Raw genomic sequence first — 17,257 nt, 5'->3', positions numbered from 1 at the left:
CACTCTTTCTTACCGAGTGTTACGCTGTCGGCGACGTGTTTTCTCCTTGAGTTTCAAATGATTGCCGGAAGGGCAACTCGCGCGGCCGCAAGGCCGCGCGAAAGGCGTGAAAAAACCGAATCGGCGTCAGGCGGCCAGCGGCGCCGTGGCGGCGACAAGCCAGGCTCGGTCGGCTTCGTCGTTCAGAAGCGGCAGCAGCTTCTCGCGGACCTCGGCGTGATAGGCATCGAGCCAGGCGCGTTCGCGTGCCTCCAGCATCGACGGCCGGATCAGGCGGCGGTCGATGGGGCAGAGCGTCACCGTCTCGAAACCCATCATCGGCCGCTCGCCGCCATCGATCGGCTCAGGCGCGGTGACGATGACAAGATTCTCGATGCGGATGCCCCAGGCGCCGGCCTTGTAGAAACCGGGCTCGTTGGACATCAGCATGCCCGGCTCCAGCGGCACGTGGCCGGTCTTGGCGATGCGGCCCGGTCCCTCGTGAACCGAGAGATAGTGGCCGACGCCGTGGCCCGTGCCGTGGTCGAAGTCGAGGCCGGCCTCCCACAGTTTTCCGCGGGCGAGCACGTCGAGATGGGCGCCGGAGGTGCCCTTGGGGAAGCGGGCAAGCGTCAGGCGGATGTGACCGATCAGCACGCGGGTGAAGCGGTCGATCATCTCCTCGGTCGGCGTGCCGACGATCATGGTGCGGGTGATGTCGGTGGTGCCGTCCTGATACTGGGCGCCCGAATCGACCAAGAGGATGCCGTTCATCTCCACCTTGCGGTTGGAGGCGGTGCTGACGTGATAGTGGGGGATGGCGGCGTTGGGGCCGGCGCCGGCGATGGTGTCGAAGGAGATGTCGCGCAGCGCACCGGTGTCGGCACGGAACTCTTCGAGCTTCTTGGTGACGGCGATCTCGTCGAGCCCGCCCTTCGGCGCCTCGCGGTCGATCCAGGCGAGGAAGCGCACCATGGCGACGCCATCGCGAACATGGGCGGCACGGATGCCCGAGAGTTCGACGGGGTTCTTCAACGCCTTGGGCAGCAGCACCGGGTCGGCGCCGGCCACCACCTTGCCGCCGCCGGCCTCGACGCGGCGCACCACCTCGAAGGCGGCCGAGGCCTTGTCGACCAGCACGGAGCCGCCGAGCGCGGTCAGTGCCGGAGCGAAGCCAGCGGGCGGCTCGACGGCGGCGATCTGCTCCAGCCGGTCGCGGACGACGTTGTCGAGCTTGGCGCCGTCGATGAACAGGGAGGGCCGGCCTTCCTTGCGCAGGATGGCGAAGGACAGCGCCTCCGGCGTGTGCGGCACGTCCTCGCCACGGATGTTGAAGGCCCAGGCGATGGAATCGGGGCGCGTCAGCGCGGCGGCATCGGCGCCGGCCTTGCCGATCGCTTCGCCGAGGCGGGCGAGCTTGGATTCGGCGCTTTCGCCGGCCAGGTTTTCCGGGAACAGCGACACCCGGCCCTTGGGAGGCTCGGGACGATCCGTCCAGACCGCGTCGACCGGGTTGCCGTCGACGGCGACGAACTCGGCGTCGCTGGCGGCCAGCGCCGTCTCGAAGCGTCCGACTTCGGCGGCGGTCATCAGCCAGGGATCGAAGCCGATACGGTCGCCCTTCTGGGCGACGGTCTTCAGCCAGTCGTGCGGCGGCTCCTCGATGAGGTGATGAGGCTCGATGACCGTGAGGTCGACCTGCTCGCGCACCTGCAGGGTATAGCGGCCATCGACGAAGATGGCGGCGCGGTCGTCGAGAACGATGGCAAGGCCCGCCGAGCCGGCGAACCCTGTCAGCCAGAGCAGGCGGGCGGCGGCGGCGGGGATGTACTCGCCCTGATGCTCGTCGGCGAGCGGCACCAGGAAACCCTTGAGGCCACGCCGCTTCAGCTCGGCCCTCAGGGCGGCGATCCGCGCCTTGCCGTGGCTGGGATCGCTGACGTTATCGAATGTCTGGAACACCTCTGTCACTCCGCCATGCTCTTGAGAGCGTGAGTTGTGGCCCCTGCTTTCGGGTGCCGTCAAGGCGGCAGCCGGCCTTGATCGTCGGTGGCCCGGCCATTGCCGATCACTTCCCCGTTGGCTGCGTCCGTGGCGCTGTTGTCCCACCCGTCGGCTTTCGTTCGGCTTCAGGCAAGGTGGGGCGTTTATGCCGCGTTTATCCTTTGGGCCGAAATCCGGCGGCAAGGGAGGGTTGCGGCGAAAGGGAGGCGGCAGCCATGAGTCACCTGCAAGGGTGGCCTGCATTGTCACTCGTTCATACTAAAGTCTTAGTCTGCTACTACAAGAACAGTTCGGAGGGCTGGTTTCGCGTCCCATGAGGATAACGGCGCTTTTGAGAACCTTCGGCGGAAGCCGATGACATTCAAGAGGTGCTAAAATGAGCCGATTTGCCCCGACTACCGCTACATCCTACCGAAGTGGCGTTTTCCGCAGGACCTACGAGACCACGCTCGGCACGCGCGAGCGGCAGGCGCAGCGTTATGTCGCGCCCTATCTTGCCTCGCTCGACGATCAGGCCGGGCGCGAGCAGGGCTCCGGCCGCAGTTCGACCGGCATCATGCGGTCGCGCGCCATCGACGCCGCGCTTTAAACCTCAACCGTCGCGGTTCAAGGCTTGAAAGGCTCTCCGAGCGAGGCGACGCCGTTGAGCTTGAGAAGGCGTCGGTTCGAGGAAATGATACCGAGGACGACGATCGTCACCAGATAGGGCATGCTCGCCAGTAGCTGCGACGGCAGTTCCACGCCGCCGGCCTGCGCGGCGAGGCCGGCCAGCGAGACGGCGCCGAACAGGCAGGCGCCCCAGAAGATGCGGGCGGTCAGCCAGGTGCCGAACACGACGAGGGCGAGGGCGATCCAGCCTCGCCCGGCGATCATGCCGTCGGCCCAGAGCGGCGTATAGACCGTGGCGGCGTAGGCGCCGGCGAAGCCGGCCATCAGCCCGCCGAATGCCACGGCGGCGACGCGAATGGCGATCACCGGATAGCCGATGGAATGGGCCGCCTTCGGATTCTCGCCGACGGCCCTCAGCAAAAGGCCTGTTTTGGTGAAGGCGAAGGTGGCCCAGATGGCCAGGGTCGCGGCCAGCGACAGCCAGACGACCGGATCTTGAACGAACAGCCCGCCCACCACCGGCAGGTCGGAAAGGCCGGGCACCGAGAGCTTCGGAAGGCCTTTGACCGTCAGGCTCTCGTAGGTCTTGCCGAACAGCGCCGACAGACCCTGACCCAGAATGCCGATGGCAAGGCCCGCCGCCACCTGATTGGCCTGCAACCCCAGAGCCGCAAAGGCGAACAGCAAGGCCAAGAGCGCGCCGGCAAGGCCCGCGCCGGCGAAGGCCAGGACATGCCCACCGCCATGATAGACGATGATGAAGGCGATCGCCGCCCCGAGCGCCATCAGCCCCTCGACGCCAAGGTTGAGCACGCCCGCCCGTTCGCCGACGAGTTCGCCGAGCGCCGCCAGAAGAAAGGGCGTCGCCGCCGCCAGCATGCCGGAAAGGATGAACTCCACCGCGATCATGCCGCCACCTCGCTGACGGGGCGCGCGAAGGCGAGCCGGTAGCGCACGAAGGTCACCGCCATCAGATAGGCCAGCAGCAGGCTGCCCTGGAACACCCGCACGGCGGCGATCGGCAGATCGGCCGACACCAGCGCGTTGTCACCGCCGATGTAGATCGCTGCCATGACAACGGATGAGAAGATGATGCCGATGGGGTGCAAGCCACCGAGATAGGCGACGATGATCGCCGCGTAGCCGTAGCCGGTGGAGATCGAGCGCTGCAGCTGCCCGATTGGCCCGGCGACTTCGGCAGCTCCCGCAAGACCGGCTGCGAAGCCGCCGATCAGGAGCGATATCCAGATGGCGCGTCCCTCGGAAAAGCCGGCATAGCCGGCCGCGCGCGGGGCAAGCCCGCCAACCTCCAGCTTGTAGCCCATGAAACTCTTCTGCATGAACACATAGGCCGCGAGCGCCAGGGCGAGGGCGATGAGCAGCGACGCATTGACCCGCGTTCCCGGGATGATGAGAGGCACCATCGCGTCGTACTGGAACATGACCGACTGCGGAAAGTTGAAGCCGTTCGGGTCCTTCCACGGGCCGAGAAGCAGGTAGTTGAGCACCTGGGCGGCCACCAGGCTCAACATCAACGAGACGAGGATTTCGTTGGCGCTGAGGCGGACCCGCCAGAAGGCGGTGATCGCCGCCCACAGCGCGCCGCCGACAGCGCCGGCCAGCAGCATCGTCGGCCAGATCCATTGCCCTGTCGCCATCGGATACCAGACCGGCAGCGCGGAGGCGAAGATGGCGCCGATGATGAACTGGCCCTCGGCGCCGATGTTGAACACCTTGGCGCGATAGCCGATCGCCAACCCCTCGGCGATCAGGAGCAGCGGCCCGGTCTTGAGGAGGACCTCGGAGAAGGACGGGAAGGAGATGAACGGCTCAAGGATCATGGCGTGAAACACCGCCACCGGGTCCTTGCCCATGAAAACGTGGAGCAGCAGGTTGATGAGCGTCGCCGCCACCAGCGCCAGAAGCGGGGCAAGGATTTTCAGGGACAATGACGGCCGGTCGCGCTTGACGAGCATGGGCCGGATGCGAGTGGCGTTCATGCGGCGGCTCCCGCGCCGATCATGTAGCGGCCGATATCCTCGGGGCGGGTCTGGCGCGTTTCCAGCGACGGACTCAGCCGCCCGTGGCTGAGGACCTGAATGCGATCGCAGATGTCGAACAACTCGTCGATCTCCTCGGAAATCACCAGTATGGCAACGCCCTGGTCCCTGAGGGCCACCAGCTTCTGGCGAATGGCGGTCGCCGCCCCGATGTCGACGCCCCATGTCGGCTGGGCCAGAAAGAACAGCTTCGGCGCCAGCATCATCTCGCGGCCGACGATGAATTTCTGCAGGTTGCCGCCGGACAAGCCGCCCGCCTCGGCATCCGGGCCGGAGGTGCGCACGTCGTGATCGGCGATGCAGCGCCGGGTGAACTCGCTGGCCTCTCCCATGGCGATCAGCCCGCGCCGGATCAGACCCAGCGGATGGGCGGTGAGCAAGCTGTTGCGTGCCAGCGACATCCCTTGCACCGCACCGCGACCCAGGCGGTCTTCCGGCACGAAGGCAAACCCGAGCTTCCGCCGTTCGGCCGGACCGAGATGGCCGGCCGGCTCGCCCATCATCTGCACCTGCTCGCGGGTCTCGAAGGGCAGGCGGATTTCGCCGGAAATCAGCTCGGACAGTTCGGCCTGTCCGTTGCCGGAAATGCCGGCGATGCCGAGGATCTCGCCGGACCTGAGGGTCAGGGCCATGTCCTTGAGCGGCATGCCAAAGGGATCATCCGGCGTGTAGTTCAGGCCGATCAGCTCCAGCACGGTCTCGCCCGGTTTCGCCGGCTTCATCGGCGGGGGATCAGGCATGTCGCGCCCGATCATCATCCGGGCCAGGTCGTGGGCGTCGTGTTCGCGGGGATCGACGTTGCCGGTCACCCGGCCGGCGCGCAGGATGGTCGCGCGATCGCAGATGGCGCGAATTTCCTCGAGCTTGTGGGAAATGAACAGCACGGAGATGCCGCCGTCGCGCAGCCTTCTCAGCGTCTCGAACAGCTTGTCGACCGATTGCGGTGGCAGCACGGATGTCGGCTCGTCGAGGATCAGCAGCTTCGGGTCGGTCATCAGGCAGCGGATGATCTCGACCCGCTGGCGCTCGCCGACCGACAGTTCGTGGACATGGGCATGGGGATCGACCTCAAGGCCGAACTCGGCGCCCAGTTCCAGGATGCGCGCGACCAGCGCCCTGGCCTGCCCCGGCACCACGAGGCGGATGTTTTCGATGACCGTCAGCGTTTCGAACAGCGAGAAGTGCTGGAACACCATGCCGATGCCTCGTCGGCGGGCAGCCGCCGGCGAGGCCAGTGTCAGGGGCGCCCCTTCCCAAAGCATCTCCCCGCCGTCCGGCGTCTCCACGCCATAGATGAGCTTCATCAGCGTGGATTTGCCCGCGCCGTTCTCGCCCAGAATGGCGTGGATCGACCGCGGGGCGACGTCGAGATCCACGGCCTGATTGGCCCTGATCTCGCCGTAGCGTTTGGAGATGCCACGCAATGACAGGAGGGGCGTTGCCATGCGCGCTTTTACTTCGGCAGCGGCGTGGAAACGCCCTTCACGTGCCAGTCCATGGCGACGATGGCGGCGTCGTCCATCGCGGCGCCGGACGCCACGCCTTCGCTGCCGTCGGCCTTGGCGATCGGGCCGGTGAAGGGCGAGAAGCTGCCGTCGGCGATCTTGGCCTCGATGTCCTTGATCTTCGCCATGGTTTCCGAGGGTATCGCCGGGTTCCAGTCGACCGTCTGCACCACCTTGTCGGTCACGCCGAGGAAGGCGCTGGCGCCGGTGAAGTTGCCGGCCAGATGGGCGTCCACCTGGGCCTTGAAATAGGGCGACCAGTCGGTTGCGACGCAGCCAAGATAGGACTTCGGCGCGTAGCTCTTCATCGAGGAGTTGAGGTTGAAGGCATAGACGCCCGCTTCCTCGCAAACCGAGATCACCGAGGGGGTGTCCTGCGCATTGGAGAAGACGACGTCGCAGCCTTGCGCGATCAGCGCCTTGGCGGCCTCCTGCTCCTTGGCGGGGTCGAACCAGGAGTTCACCCAGACCACGGACACCTCGATGGCCGGGTTGACCGCCTGGGCGCCCAGCGTGAAGGCGTTGATCGAGGTGATCAGCTCGGGGATGGCGAAGGCGGAGACCGAGCCGAGCTTGCCGGTCTTGGACAGGGCGGCGGCGGCCATGCCCATCAGGTAGGTGCCCTGATAGTAGCGCGCGGCGAAGGGCGAGAAGTTCGGCGCCACCATGTAGCCGGAGGCATGCAGCACGGAAACGCCGGGATTGCGCCTGGCGATCTGCATCGCGCCGTTCTGGTAGCCGAAGGATCCGGCGACCAGGAACTTGTTCCCGTCGGCGACGGTCTTGTTCATGATGCGGTCGGCGTCTGGACCCTCGGGGATGTTCTCCAGAACGGTGATCTTGACGGCGTCGCCATAGGCGGCCTTCAGCGGCTCCAGTCCGGCCTTCAGGGCGTGGCCCCAACCGACGTCGCCGATCGGCGAGGGAACGACGAGCGCGATGCCGAGCGGCTCGGCGGCGACGGCGAAGCGGCCACCGACCGTGGTGGCGACGCCGGCGAGCGCCGCCGTCTTGATCAGGTTGCGACGGGTAATGCCTCTGGTCATTGTGGTTCGCCCTCTCTCGGCTGGATCAGAAGTCGATGGTTGCAAGCGTTGCCTCGGCGTCGGCGGCCATTTCCGCCTCGTCGATGCCGGGGAACTCTCCGTTGGCCCAAACGACGCGGCCGTTGATCATGGTGAGGTCGGTGGTCGTGCCGACGCCGAGTTTGGCCGGAAGGCTCAGCGGATCGTGGCGCGTACCCACGTAGTCCATGCGCCGGGTGTCGATGGCGAAGAGGTCGGCGGCCATGCCCGGCGCGAGACGGCCGATGTCGCTGCGTCCCAGAAGGGAGGCGCTACCCGTCGTGGCGAACCGAAGGAAATCGACCGGTGCCGGTACGGGATGGCTGCGGGACGACGCGACCAGACACTGCAGCATGTAGGCCGAATGGATGCAGTGCATCAGATTGGAGTTGTCGTTGGAGGCCGAGCCGTCGCAGCCGAGGCCGACGCGCACGCCGAGCGCCGCCATCGCCGGAATGTCCGTCACCTCGGCGCCGACGAGATAGACCGGCTCCGGACAATGCGAGACGCCGGTGCGCGACGCCGCCATCTTGGCCAGCTCGCCGTGGGTGAGTTCCCAGCAGTGGGCGTAGAACACGTCTGGACCGGCGAAGCCCATCTCTTCGAGATAGTCGACCGTTCGCTTGCCGTGGCGGGCCTCGATCACCGGGCTCTCGCCTTCGCCGACATGGGTGTGCAGGAAGACGCCCTTGTCGCGGGCAAGCGCCGCCGATTCCACGAAGGTCTCGCGATAGCTGTTGACCGGCTGGCAGGGCGAGATCACCACCTGCCGCAAGCTGAAGGGCGAGGCGTCGTGATAGCGGTCGATCAGCCGCTCGCAGTCGGCCAGGAACTCGTCCGTCGTCTCCAGCATCGCATCGGGGATGGTCGAGCCTTCGGACTTCGGCAACGTGTTGCCGCCGCGTCCGGCGTGGTAGCGGATGCCCAGCCGCTCCGCCGCCTCGAACTGCCGGTCGGCCAGATATTTGCCGGCGTGGCGCGGATAGCAGTACTGATGGTCGAGTGCCGTGGTGCAGCCGTGCTTGATCAGCTCGGCCATCGCCGTCAGCGACGAATGATAGAAGCAATCCTCGGTGAGCTGCGAGAAGATCGGGTAGATTCTATCAAGCCATTCGAGCACCGACAGCTTCGTCCAGTCGAGCTCGGCGCGATTGCGCACGAAGGTCTGGAAGAAGTGATGGTGGGTGTTGACGAGGCCCGGATAGACGAACCAGCCCGAGGCGTCGATCACCTCGGCGCCCTCGGCCTCCGGCGTCGCGCCAAGGCCTGATCCAATGGCGCGGATCGCCGGGCCGGCGGTCAGGATGTCGACATCGCGCCGAACGCTCGGACCGGCGCCGTCGTCCACCATCACCGCCGCGCAGTTCTTGAGAAGATAACTGGTCATGTCAAACCGTCTCCGGCGTTTCGGTTGAAAGCGGTTCCGGCTTGAGCTCGTGCAGGCGGTGGATGCCCGGCATCTCGATAAAACCGGGCAGCATGCGGATGGCTCGCGTCCAGAGACGGATCGATGGATAGGGGTCGAGCGACACGCCGCCGTCCGGGGCGAGGGCCACATAGGGGAAACAGGCGATGTCGGCTACCGTCGGCCGGTCGCTGGCCAGGAAGGTCTGACCCAGGATGCGCCTTTCGGTGAGGGCTGCCTCAAGCTCGCGGAGGTCGAGGGTGCCGGCCCGCTGCAAGGCCGGCAGGTCGCCGGGCTCCGACAGCATCTCGGTTGCGCGCGCGCCGCCCAAGTGGTCGGTCAGCCGACGCGAGAAGGCGAGCCATTGCTGGACGCGAGCCGCATTCGCCGCATTGTCGTCGCCCAGCCATGTCGGCGCTTCGAGCCGCGCCAGATAGACCAGCATGGCGGCGCTTTCGGTGAGTATCAGGTCGCCATCGAGCAGGATCGGGATCGACCCGGCGGGATTGAGCGCGCGCAGGGGCTCGGATTCGTGCTCGCGGCCGGGATGCACGTCCACCGCCCGAAGGTTCAGCTTCACGCCGGCCAGCGCTGCCATCAGGCGAACCTTGTAGGCGTCGGGCGAGAGTATGTAGTCGTAGAGGATCATTGGGCCACCAGCTGCGCGCCATAGGTGAACTGATGCCGCTTCAGCCAGCGGCGATAGGCGACCGAGGTGAGGTCGGCGCGGGTCGGAATCTCCCGCCCGGGGTCCAGAGGCAGGAGGCGCGGGATCTGGTTTTCCAGAATCGAGCGGTCCTGCAGGAAAATCATCTGCTGGAAGTGGATGAGATCGGTCAGCGCCGTCTCGTCATCGAACAGCGCCATCCACGGCCAGACGTCGCAGAGCTCTTCCGTCAGCGGCTGGACGAACAGCGTGATGACGTCCCATTCGCCGGGGCGTGCGGGGCAAGTCTTGTAGAGCACCGTCGAGGTCGGCGCCGGTACCCGGTACATGTAATCGGTGGTGATGCCGCCGGTCGCCGACTTCGCGGCCTGCGGCTGGTAGAATTGCACCTTGGTCGCCCAGACCTCGTCCTCTTGCTCGCGGATCTCGACGTCGTACTTGCCGACTTCCGTGTGGGGTTCGGCACCGAGGATGTCGGTGTGGACGAAGGGGAAGTGGGCGATATCCAGGAAGTTCTCTACGGCGCGAAGCGGCGAGCAGCGCACCCGCACGACGCCGACCTCGACCAGGCGGCGGCCGGGCTGATCGGCTTCGGGAATGTCGAACAGCTCCTTCGCAGGATCGCCGAGCGACGTCCAGACGTGGCCGTAGCGGACGGTGATCCGGAGATCGCGGCCGTCGGCGGTGACGACCCGGATCGGCTCGCCGGGGAGAACCGTGATCGGCGTTCCCATCAACTGCGTGGCGCGTCCGCCGGCCGGCAGCTGGCTGGCGAGCGCCACCGGGTACCACTGGTCGATCATCGGTTGGCGGTCCATGGTCATGACGCAAGGTCCTTGCGGCCGAGCCGCTCGCAGTCGCGCCGCCAGCCTTCGGCGGCCCTCGACGCGGCGACGCACTCGACCTCGGAGGCGGCCGCGTCGACCATGACATGGGCGACCGTTTCGCTGCCGCCGGTCCCGACGATCAGCAGAAGCGCGTCGATGCCGGCCAACCGCATCCGCACGTCTCTGCTGCCGGCGATGAGCTCGGCGTCCGCGCCGACGGTGATCGAACGGAGCGGCTTGAACCCCTCCAGCGCGGGCGGTGGCGTTTCGGGTTCTTCCTGGGCGATCCAGATCACGCCGTTCCGCTCTTCCGCCGCATAGTTCGCCGCCTTGATCGCCGCTGGCGGGGCTAGGTCGGGGTGGGCGGGAATGCGCTGGCACTGGCCGTTCCGGCCATAGCTCCAGCCGTGATAGATGCAGGACAGCGCCTCGCCGCGCACGAAACCGTAGGAAAGGCGCATGCCTCGGTGCGGGCAACGGTCGGCCAGGGCGGTGAGCTTGCCGCTTGCGCTGCGCCACAGCGCCAGGATGCCGGACGGCGTGTGCGCGGGAACGACTGTCGCGGCCGGCAGGTCAGCCGAAAGGGCCACCGGGATCCAGTCGCGGTGCATCTCAACAGGCATGGATTCGTCTCAAATCAAGAATGTCGACGAGGGGACTCTGCCGAAGGGCGTCCGCCTCACTTCACCTAAGTAGATATCCTATGCATAATATTATTGCATCTACAGACGAGATCAAAATTTAAGCATACGCGGCGGGTGCGTGCCAACAGTGAAGGCGAAGAGCCTTCCAAAAAGGCGGCCGCTTGCCGGGCCGCTTTCGGTTCCGTCGTCAGGCGGAAGGACTCGGCGTGCGATCGATGGTTTCGACCCAGACGTCGATCGGGCCGAGCAGGCAACCCATTTCCATGGCGTCGATCAGATCGATGGGGCCGAGGAGGTCGATGTCCACCTGCTCCGCATCGGCGTGGCGTATTTCGCCATCAAGGCCGAGCCGGGCCGCATGGCGGGTAATCCACGGCAGAAAGCTGTCAGCGCCGAGGCGACCACGGATCGTCAGGCGTTCGCGGGCATCGAGCATGGGCGGAGCATCTCCATTCGGTCGGCTTGAAGGCTAGCAGACCGGAGTTCGCTTTCGCCACCCCGTCGGGGTTGCTTTCTCGCCAGATGCCCGGCCTCAGCCGGCGTAACGCAGCACCAGGGTGCTCCAGACGTCCTTGACGAGGTGCCGCTCGCGCACGAAGCCCTGTGCGCGGAAGGCGGCCAGCACGCTCTCGGCCTGGGTTCTGAGGATGCCCGAGAGCACCACGGCAGCGCCCGGCAGGGCGTGGGCGCGGAACTGCGGCGACAGCATCTTCAAGGGATCGGCCAGGATGTTGGCGACGATCAGGTCGAACTTGCGGCCGACGATGGCCGGATGGGCGAAGCCGGCGGCCGTGACGGCGGTGACGAGATTGGCGGCGCCGTTGATCTCGGCGTTTTCCAGCGCGATCTCCACCGCCAGCGGATCGATGTCGGAGGCGAGCACCGGTCGCTTGGTGGCGAGCGCGATGCCGATGGCCAGCACGCCCGATCCGGTGCCCAAGTCGAACACGTTGTCGAAGCGGTAGACGGCGAGCAGGCGGGAGAGGGCGGTCAGGCAGCCCCAGGTGGTCGGATGGTGGCCGGTGCCGAAGGCCTGGTTGGCCTCGATCTGCAAGCCGATCAGCCCCTTGGGGATGCGGTCGCGGTCGTGGGCGCCATGCACCACGAAGCGGCCGGCCACCACCGGGCTGAGGCCTTCGAGACTCTGCGCCACCCAGTCGACATCCTCGGGAACCGGCTCGACCGTCACCAGCGCGGCATCGACGATGCCGCCGAGGGCAGCGCGTGCCGGCGCCAGAATCTCGTCGCCGTCCTCGGCGAAGAAGAAGCCGTCCACCGCCCAGCCGCCGTCGGTCTCGTACCAACTCACCGGACCGGCCTCGACGAAGGCAGCCTCGACCGCATCGGCAATCGTCTCTGCGGCCGCCGCATCGGCGGCGGGGATGTGGAGCTGGTACTGGCGCATGGCGGTTCCTGAAACGGGTTCCCGGGGGCAGGGTTCCTGCGCTTTAGTCCGTGCCCCTCGTCTTGTCAAAGCGCCCGAGGCCTTCCGCGTTGCGAACGGGCGAATTTCCCTTGCAAGCTCGCTCCACTCAATATATGTACACTCGTACATATTAAGCGGAGTTGCGATGGTGCAGGAGTCGGAGAAGCCGGCGGGGCCGCGCGGACGGCGGACCAAGGACATGCCCAGCGGGCGCGAAGCGTTGCTTTCGGCGGCTATCCGGCTGTTCGCTGCCCAAGGGTACGACGGAACGGACATCAGAGGCGTGGCCGCGGCGGCCGGCGTCGGCGCCAACCTCGTCCGGGTGCATTTCGGCGGCAAGGCGGAGCTGTGGACGGCGAGCGCCGAGCGGGTTCTGTCGCGAGCCGCGCCGATGATGGAGCTTGTCGAACAGATCTCCGGGGACTCCGCGATGAAGGTCGAGGAGCGCCTGGCGATCATCATCCGAAAGACGGCCGAGTTCTACAAGGACAACCCGGAGATCCGAGACTTCGTCTTCAGGTCCATCGCCGATGGCGGCGAGCGGGCGGATTTCGTCGCCGACAACCTGCTTGTGCCGGCCTATGCTTCGGGCAATGCGACCTTTGAAGAAGCGATGGCGACGGGGATCATCCGCAGCCGTCATCCGGCGCTGTTCTTCATCATCCTGACCAATGCGCTCAGCCAACCGCACGGGTTTCCCGACATTCTGGCCAAGCTGGCGCCGGAAATCCCGAGGGATGACTCCTACCTATACCTGTCCATGTCTGTGACGGAGCTCTTCTTGCACGGCATCTAGGACCGTTTCACCAGCAGTTCGGCTTCGGTCTATCCGGGAAAGCGCGGCTTTCCCCGGCGGCGGAGCCTTGTCTTCCGGCGGGTGCCACCCGCTATACGAGAGGTGCGAGATGCGTGGTTGGCTTTCGGTGGCGAGCGTCGCGACGGCGGTGGTCGCCAGCCTGTTGGGCGGATGCGAGCAGGACAAACCGCCGGTGCCGGAGGCCCGTCCGGTCAAGTCCGTGGTGGTCGGCCAACGGCCGGCCGGCGAGCCGGTGATGCTGACCGGGCAAGTGAGGGCGCGCACCGAGATCAACCTGGCGTTCCGCCTGAGCGGACACATGATCGATCGCGTGGTCCGCGTCGGCGATCAGGTGGCGCCGGGGCAGGTGATCGCTCATCTCGACGACCAGATCCAGAAGAACACGCTGTTGCAGGCCGAGGCGCTCTTGTCGGCCGCCAGGGCGCAACTGGTCGAGGCACGCAACACCTACGCGCGGCAGAACGGCCTCCTGAGCAAGGGCTTTGCCAGCAACGCCCAGTTCGACCAGGCGCGGCAGGCGCTGGAGTCGGCCGAGGCTCAGGTCGCCTCCGCAGAGGCGCAGGTGAAAAGCGCCAGGGAGCAACTCGGCTACACCATCCTGACCGCCGATGTCGCCGGCACCGTCATTACCACCGGCGCGGAAGCCGGCGAGGTGGTGGCCGCCGGCCAGCCGGTGGCCCAGATCGCCAGCGACGGCGGCCGCGACGCGGTGTTCGCCGTGTCGGGCCAGATCATTCGTGCCCTGCCGGAGAATCCCGCCTTCACCGTCGCTCTGACCGAGGACGCCGCGATCGGCACCACAGGCCATATCCGCGAGATCGCGCCCCAGGCCGATCCGGTCACTCGGACCTACACCGTGAAGGTGGCGCTCGACAATCCGCCTGAGGCGATGCAGCTCGGTTCGACGGTGTCGGGCACCACGCTGCTCGACGCGCCGGAAGGCATCGAGGTGCCATCGTCTGCCCTCGTCCACGGCGGGACGGCGAGCGCCGTCTGGGTCGTGGACACGAAAGACCTGAGCGTCTCGCTGCGCGACGTCACCGTCGTCCGATACGAGCCGGCCAGTGTCATTCTTTCGGGTGGACTGCAGCCGGGCGAGACCATCGTCACTGCCGGCGTGCAGTCGTTGCATCCGGGGCAGAAGGTGCGCCTTCTGGGAGGCTCGTCATGAAGGGTTTCAACCTTTCCATCTGGGCCATCGGCAACCGATCGCTGATCCTCTACTTCATGCTGGTGATCTCGCTCGCCGGCGCCTGGTGCTACACCGGCCTCGGGCGCGGCGAGGATCCTTCCTTCACCATCAAGACCATGGTCGTCGTGGCGCAGTGGCCGGGCGCGACCATCGAGGAAACGCTGAAGCAGGTCACCGAGCGCATCGAGCGCAAGCTCCAGGAAACGCCGCATCTCGACTACGTCAAGAGCTACACCCAGGCCGGCGTGACCACCATTTTCGTGACGCTGGAGGGCTCGGCGCCCAAGGCCGAGGTTGCGGACATCTGGTATCAGGTCCGCAAGAAGGTGGGCGACATCAAGGACACGCTGCCGCAGGGCGCCCTCGGCCCGTGGTTCAACGACGAGTTCGGCGACACCTACGGCATCGTCTACGGCTTCACCTCCGACGGCTTTTCCAGCCGGGAGCTGCGCGACTATGTCGAGGACATCCGGTCGCGCCTGTTGCAGATCCCCGACGTGTCGAAGATCGACATGCTCGGCGTGCAGGACGAGCGCATCTACATCGAGTTCTCGACCGATCAGATCGCAGGCCTCGGCCTCGACAAGACGTCGCTGATCGCCGCCCTGATGGCGCAAAACGCCATCGCGCCGGCCGGCGTGGTGGAAACCGAGAACGAGAAGATCCTGGTGCGCACGTCCGGCGGCTTCAAGTCGGAAAAGGACATCCTGGCCGTCAATTTCGCGGCCAACGGCCGGCTGATCCGCCTCGGCGACATCGCCAAGGTCACGCGCGGGCCGTCCGATCCGCCGCAGCCGCTGTTCCGCGTCAACGGCAAGGAGGCGATTGGCCTCGCCGTTGCGATGCGCGACGGTGGCGACGTGCTGGTGCTCGGCGATAACATTCGCGCCGCCATGGCCGCCATCATGGCTGATCTCCCGCTTGGCATCGAAATGCATGAGGTGGCCGATCAGGCGGAGACCGTCGAGCACGCGGTGGGCGAGTTCACCGAGGCGCTGTGGGAAGCCATCGGCATCGTTCTCATCGTCAGCGTGGTCAGCCTCGGCTTCCGGGCCGGCTCGATCGTCGCGTTGTCGATCCCCCTGGTTCTCGCCATCGTCTTTGTCGCCATGCAGATCCTGGGCATCGACCTGCAGCGCATCTCGCTTGGCGCGCTGATCATCGCGCTCGGTCTCCTGGTCGACGACGCGATGATCACCATCGAAAGCATGATCACCCGGCTTGAACGGGGCGAAAGCAGGGAAGAGGCGGCGTCCTTCGCCTACCGGTCCACCGCCTATCCGCGCCTTGCCGGCACGCTGGTGACCATCGCGGGCTTCGTGCCGATCGGCTTTGCCAAGTCCATGGCCGGCGAATACACCTTCTCGATCTTCGCCGTGGTCGGCATCGCCCTCATCGCCTCGTGGTTCGTGGCGGCCCTGTTCTCGCCTCTGCTCGGCGTATGGATCCTGAAGAAGCCGAAAGGCGAACACCACGAGGTCGGTAACGGGCCGATCCTCCGGGCCTTCCGCGCCGTCCTCTCCACCGTCATGCGCTGGCGTTGGGCGACCATCGGCCTCACACTGGCCGTGCTCGCCGTCGCCATCTACGGCATGCGCTTCGTGCCGCAGCAGTTCTTCCCCTCCTCGGACCGCCCCGAGTTGCTGGTCGACCTGAAGCTGCCGCAGAACGCCTCCATCGAGGCCTCGCGGGAGATTTCGGCCAGGATCGACAAGATGCTGTCGGATGACGCCGACGTCGATCACTGGAGCACCTATGTCGGCCGCGGCGCCGTGCGCTTCTACCTGCCGATGGACCTGCAACTGCCCAACGACTTCTTCGCCCAGTCGGTGGTGGTGACCAAGGGCCTCGCCGAGCGCGACCGCGTCAAGGAGAGGCTCGAGAAGGCGCTGACCGAGGAGTTCCCCAATGTCATCGGTCGCGTCTATCCGCTGGAGCTCGGTCCGCCGGTCGGCTGGCCGATCCAGTATCGCGTCAGCGGCCCGTCCGAGGACAAGGTGCGCGAGATCGCCTATCGCGTCGCGGCGGCCATGAACACCGACGGGCGCGTTGAGAAGATCAACTACGACTGGATGGAGCCGGTCAGGACGATCAAGATCCATGTCGACCAGGATCAGGCGCGACTGCTCGGTCTCAGCTCGCTGCAGGTGTCGCAGGCGGTCAACGCCATCGTTTCCGGTGGAACGGTCACGCAGGTGCGCGACGACATCTATCTCGTCAACGTCGTGATCAGGGCGAAGGCCGAGGAGCGCATGTCGCTGTCGACCATCCGCACCCTGCAATTGCCGCTCTCCAGCGGCAAGTCGGTGCCGCTCAGCCAGGTGGCCCAGGTGGACTACGGCCTCGAAAGCCCGCTGATGTGGCGGCGCGACCGCAGCCCGACGCTGACGATCGCCGCCGACGCGGCGCCCGGCGCCATGCCTGCCTCGATCGTGGAATCGCTGAGCGGTCCCATCCACGAGATCGCCGCGAGCCTTCCTTATGGCTACCGCATCGATGCGGGCGGCGCGGTCGAGGAGAGCGGCAAGTCGCAGGCCTCGGTGATGGCCGTGGTTCCGTTGATGCTGTTCCTCATGGTGACCATCCTGATGGTGCAACTGCGCTCCTTCAACGGCGTGTTCATGGTGCTGAGCGTGGCACCGCTCGGGGTGATCGGCGTGGTGATGGCGCTGTTTGTCGCGCAGAAACCCCTGGGCTTCGTCGCCATGCTGGGCGTGCTGGCGCTGATCGGCATGATCGCCCGCAACTCGGTGATCCTGATCGACCAGATCGAGCAGGAGAAGCGAGCCGGTCTCGACGACTGGAACGCGGTGATCGAGGCGGCGGTAATCCGCTTCCGGCCGATCCTGCTCACCGCCTCGGCGGCGACGCTGGGCATGATCCCAATCGCCCCCACCATCTTCTGGGGTCCGATGGCCTACGCCATCATCGGCGGTCTCGCGGTGGCGACGGCGCTGACGCTTCTGTTCCTGCCGGCGCTCTATGTGGCCTGGTTCCGGATCCAGCCGGCCGGCGCCTCGCCGGGCTGAGGTGCGCGCCCGCTTCGGGGGTTGGGGGA

The 17,257-nt window shown here is 66.5% G+C and carries 15 protein-coding genes; 4 read left to right on the top strand and 11 right to left on the bottom strand.

Translation table 11 applies throughout. The annotated features are described in order from the left end of the window. Nucleotides 1-126: 126 nt before the first annotated feature. The gene (locus M4J39_RS21600) at nucleotides 127-1,941 is read right to left on the bottom strand and encodes a M24 family metallopeptidase (RefSeq protein ID WP_251730565.1); all 1,815 of its coding nucleotides are present in this window, start codon (nucleotides 1,939-1,941) and stop codon (nucleotides 127-129) included. 418 nt (nucleotides 1,942-2,359) lie between these two features. Between M4J39_RS21600 and M4J39_RS21595 the strand changes: the two genes are divergently transcribed. After that, nucleotides 2,360-2,572, top strand: a complete 213-nt coding sequence (locus M4J39_RS21595; protein ID WP_251730564.1) for a hypothetical protein — start codon at nucleotides 2,360-2,362, stop codon at nucleotides 2,570-2,572. A 17-nt stretch (nucleotides 2,573-2,589) separates the two neighbouring features. Here the strand turns inward: M4J39_RS21595 and M4J39_RS21590 are convergent, their stop codons facing one another. The 10 genes from M4J39_RS21590 to M4J39_RS21545 all read right to left on the bottom strand — a co-directional run bounded on the left by M4J39_RS21590 (nucleotide 2,590) and on the right by M4J39_RS21545 (nucleotide 12,169). Beyond that, nucleotides 2,590-3,501: an ABC transporter permease gene (locus M4J39_RS21590; protein ID WP_251730563.1), complete on the bottom strand. Its 912-nt coding sequence runs from the start codon at nucleotides 3,499-3,501 to the stop codon at nucleotides 2,590-2,592. Next, entirely contained in the window at nucleotides 3,498-4,592 is a 1,095-nt protein-coding gene (locus M4J39_RS21585; protein ID WP_251730562.1) for an ABC transporter permease, read from the bottom strand. Before M4J39_RS21585 ends, M4J39_RS21590 begins: the two co-directional genes overlap by 4 nt. Beyond that, a complete protein-coding gene (locus tag M4J39_RS21580; protein WP_251730561.1) occupies nucleotides 4,589-6,097 on the bottom strand; it encodes an ABC transporter ATP-binding protein in 1,509 nt (502 codons plus the stop codon). Before M4J39_RS21580 ends, M4J39_RS21585 begins: the two co-directional genes overlap by 4 nt. A gap of 8 nt (nucleotides 6,098-6,105) precedes the next feature. Continuing rightward, complete coding sequence (locus M4J39_RS21575; protein ID WP_251730560.1) at nucleotides 6,106-7,203, bottom strand: BMP family ABC transporter substrate-binding protein; 1,098 nt, start codon at nucleotides 7,201-7,203, stop codon at nucleotides 6,106-6,108. Between the two features lie 25 nt (nucleotides 7,204-7,228). Then, nucleotides 7,229-8,608: an amidohydrolase gene (locus M4J39_RS21570; protein ID WP_251730559.1), complete on the bottom strand. Its 1,380-nt coding sequence runs from the start codon at nucleotides 8,606-8,608 to the stop codon at nucleotides 7,229-7,231. A 1-nt stretch (nucleotide 8,609) separates the two neighbouring features. Next, on the bottom strand, nucleotides 8,610-9,275 hold the full coding sequence (locus M4J39_RS21565; protein WP_251730558.1) for a glutathione S-transferase family protein: 666 nt from the start codon (nucleotides 9,273-9,275) through the stop codon (nucleotides 8,610-8,612). After that, nucleotides 9,272-10,111: an aromatic ring-hydroxylating dioxygenase subunit alpha gene (locus M4J39_RS21560; RefSeq protein ID WP_251730616.1), complete on the bottom strand. Its 840-nt coding sequence runs from the start codon at nucleotides 10,109-10,111 to the stop codon at nucleotides 9,272-9,274. The genes M4J39_RS21565 and M4J39_RS21560 overlap by 4 nt, the downstream gene beginning before the upstream one ends. Before the next feature lie 2 nt (nucleotides 10,112-10,113). Next, nucleotides 10,114-10,743: a Rieske 2Fe-2S domain-containing protein gene (locus tag M4J39_RS21555; RefSeq protein WP_251730557.1), complete on the bottom strand. Its 630-nt coding sequence runs from the start codon at nucleotides 10,741-10,743 to the stop codon at nucleotides 10,114-10,116. Between the two features lie 208 nt (nucleotides 10,744-10,951). Next, entirely contained in the window at nucleotides 10,952-11,200 is a 249-nt protein-coding gene (locus M4J39_RS21550; RefSeq protein ID WP_251730556.1) for an acylphosphatase, read from the bottom strand. Nucleotides 11,201-11,296: 96 nt separating this feature from the next. After that, nucleotides 11,297-12,169, bottom strand: coding sequence for a 50S ribosomal protein L11 methyltransferase (locus M4J39_RS21545; protein ID WP_251730555.1), 873 nt, complete (start codon nucleotides 12,167-12,169; stop codon nucleotides 11,297-11,299). Nucleotides 12,170-12,335: 166 nt separating this feature from the next. On the opposite strand from M4J39_RS21545, the gene M4J39_RS21540 reads away from it, so the two are divergent. From M4J39_RS21540 to M4J39_RS21530, 3 genes are all read left to right on the top strand, one after another. Next, a complete protein-coding gene (locus tag M4J39_RS21540) occupies nucleotides 12,336-12,986 on the top strand; it encodes a TetR/AcrR family transcriptional regulator (protein WP_251730554.1) in 651 nt (216 codons plus the stop codon). A gap of 109 nt (nucleotides 12,987-13,095) precedes the next feature. After that, nucleotides 13,096-14,178 carry an efflux RND transporter periplasmic adaptor subunit gene (locus tag M4J39_RS21535; protein ID WP_251730553.1) on the top strand — a complete coding sequence of 361 codons (1,083 nt, stop codon included), beginning with the start codon at nucleotides 13,096-13,098 and terminating at the stop codon, nucleotides 14,176-14,178. Continuing rightward, a complete protein-coding gene (locus tag M4J39_RS21530; RefSeq protein WP_251730552.1) occupies nucleotides 14,175-17,228 on the top strand; it encodes an efflux RND transporter permease subunit in 3,054 nt (1,017 codons plus the stop codon). Before M4J39_RS21535 ends, M4J39_RS21530 begins: the two co-directional genes overlap by 4 nt. Nucleotides 17,229-17,257: the final 29 nt, after the last annotated feature.

This window comes from Pleomorphomonas sp. NRK KF1 (assembly GCF_023721755.1).
Taxonomy (GTDB): domain Bacteria; phylum Pseudomonadota; class Alphaproteobacteria; order Rhizobiales; family Pleomorphomonadaceae; genus Pleomorphomonas.
This window is presented reverse-complemented; position numbering and strand designations above follow the sequence as displayed.